The sequence below is a fragment of the Methylobacterium sp. J-030 genome (assembly GCF_022829545.1).
Lineage (GTDB): Bacteria > Pseudomonadota > Alphaproteobacteria > Rhizobiales > Beijerinckiaceae > Methylobacterium.
Genome location: NZ_JAKSYM010000104.1, coordinates 1 through 1,720 on the forward strand (window position 1 = coordinate 1; position 1,720 = coordinate 1,720).

Annotated in this window: 2 protein-coding genes; both read right to left on the reverse strand. The window is 68.8% G+C overall.

Annotated elements, in window-relative coordinates; all coding sequences use genetic code 11:
- Window positions 1-268: DNA polymerase ligase N-terminal domain-containing protein (locus MKK75_RS06290; protein WP_279593638.1), on the reverse strand; the 268-nt coding region annotated here is incomplete at its 3' end.
- Window positions 261-1,469, reverse strand: a complete 1,209-nt coding sequence (locus MKK75_RS06295; RefSeq protein ID WP_244041759.1) for a glycosyltransferase — start codon at window positions 1,467-1,469, stop codon at window positions 261-263. The genes MKK75_RS06290 and MKK75_RS06295, both read right to left, overlap by 8 nt.
- Window positions 1,470-1,720 lie beyond the last annotated feature (251 nt).

Consider the following 1,720-nt stretch of genomic DNA (forward strand, 5'->3'; position numbering starts at 1 on the left):
CCGGGTCGCCGTCCGGCTCCCAGGTGCCGCGGTCCCAAAGCAGCACAACGCCCGCCCCGTAGCTGCCCGACGCGATCACGCCCTCGTAATCAGCGTAGTCCAGACCGTGATCCTCGACCTCGACGGCCAAGCGCCGTGCGCCCGCGACGAGGCTCGGGCCACGCGTGACCGCCCAGCTCTTGAGGACGCCACCGAGCTCCAACCGGAAGTCGTAGTGTAGACGACGCGCGGCGTGCTTCTGCACGCGGTAGGCCAGGGGCTCAGGCATGGCCGGCCCGCTCCGCCGACGTTTGCGAGGCATCCTGCACTGCAACGACCTTTAACCTACGGGAGCGGCCGAAGACCTTGCTCGTTGACCGGAGCAGGCCCAGGACGGCGCGGGCCTGTAGGATCTGTCGGTGAAGTTCGGCGGGCCGCAGCGGGCGATACCTGAGCATGGGGCTGGCCGCCTCCGTCGCGGTGAGCACGGCCCCAAGTGTGGGGAGGTGAGCTATCGTTCGGGCTGCATCCGTCCAGATGCCGAGCCACGGAGCCCAGAGCGTCTTGCGACCGAGGCGGCCCGAGGCATGTAACCCGATCACCCTCCGTCGCCAGGCGAACCGGAACAGGGCCCGCGGCAGTGGCTCCAGACGCGGGTCGCACGGGCTCTCGGGCACCTCGCAGCGCAGCTTCATCGTGTCCGCGGCCCCGCCCGGTGCGCGCCCGTCGAGCCGCCCCGAAGTGACCACGAGAATGTCAGGGTCGTGCCGGACCCGCGCGTCGCTCGACAGCAGCGACGACACGAAGGCCTTGTCCTCACCGACCGCCAGCGGCGGCATGCCGCCGACCTGCCGGTAGGTGGCGAGCCGGACCGCGAGCGTCGCGCCAGAGGTCGTCCAATGCCGCGGCCAGGGATCGTGCGCGACCGGGTTAATCCGAGCTTCGAGCTCCGTGAGCAGCGCCTCGTAGGCGCCCTCCAACGCACCGCGCGCGTGCAACGATGCGGGTAGGCGCGCGGCATCCGCTTCGTCGAGGGCAATCCGGCCGGCGACGGCATCGACACCCTCCGTGATGGCAGCGAGGTTGCGCGCGACCCAATCCTCAGAAACCCGGCTATCTGCGTCGGTCGTGAGGATGACACCGTCCAACGTCCCGCCCTCCTCCAACCACGCGGCCGCGGCCTCCATGGCCTCACGCCGTGCCCATCCCGCGTTCGCCTCTGCATACGCTCGCTCGATCACCCGAACCGGGCAACGCAGGGACGTGCGCAGGGCTGCGACCACAAGGGCGGTGCCATCCGTGCAGTTATTCAGGAACAGCAGGACGCCAAGCCCGCTTCCCCCAAGACCTTCCTGCCCGTCGAGAGCGCGCAGGCAATGTTCGATGCGTTCGGCTTCATTGAAGACCGGGACAGCGACGACCGCTTTCAGACCCTGGTTCGGCATTCCTAGATCGACGGGTGACGACACAATTTCTTGATCGGTCAGCACGAATATCTCCGGCGAGCCGGGTTATGCGCCGGCACCACGCAAACCTGCCGCGCGGCACTCCTGTTCTGGGGCCGCGCCAGTTTTCATCCGGCGACGTTGCCGCACCTGAGACGGACAACATGCAGCCAGCTTTCAGCCTCGGCGCTCTGAACTTCGCCCTGGCCGGCGCGCGCGAGGGCTTCGGCCCGTTCCTCGGCGTGTACCTGCAGAAGCAGGGCTTCGACCCCGCCGCCACCGGGTTCGCCATGGGC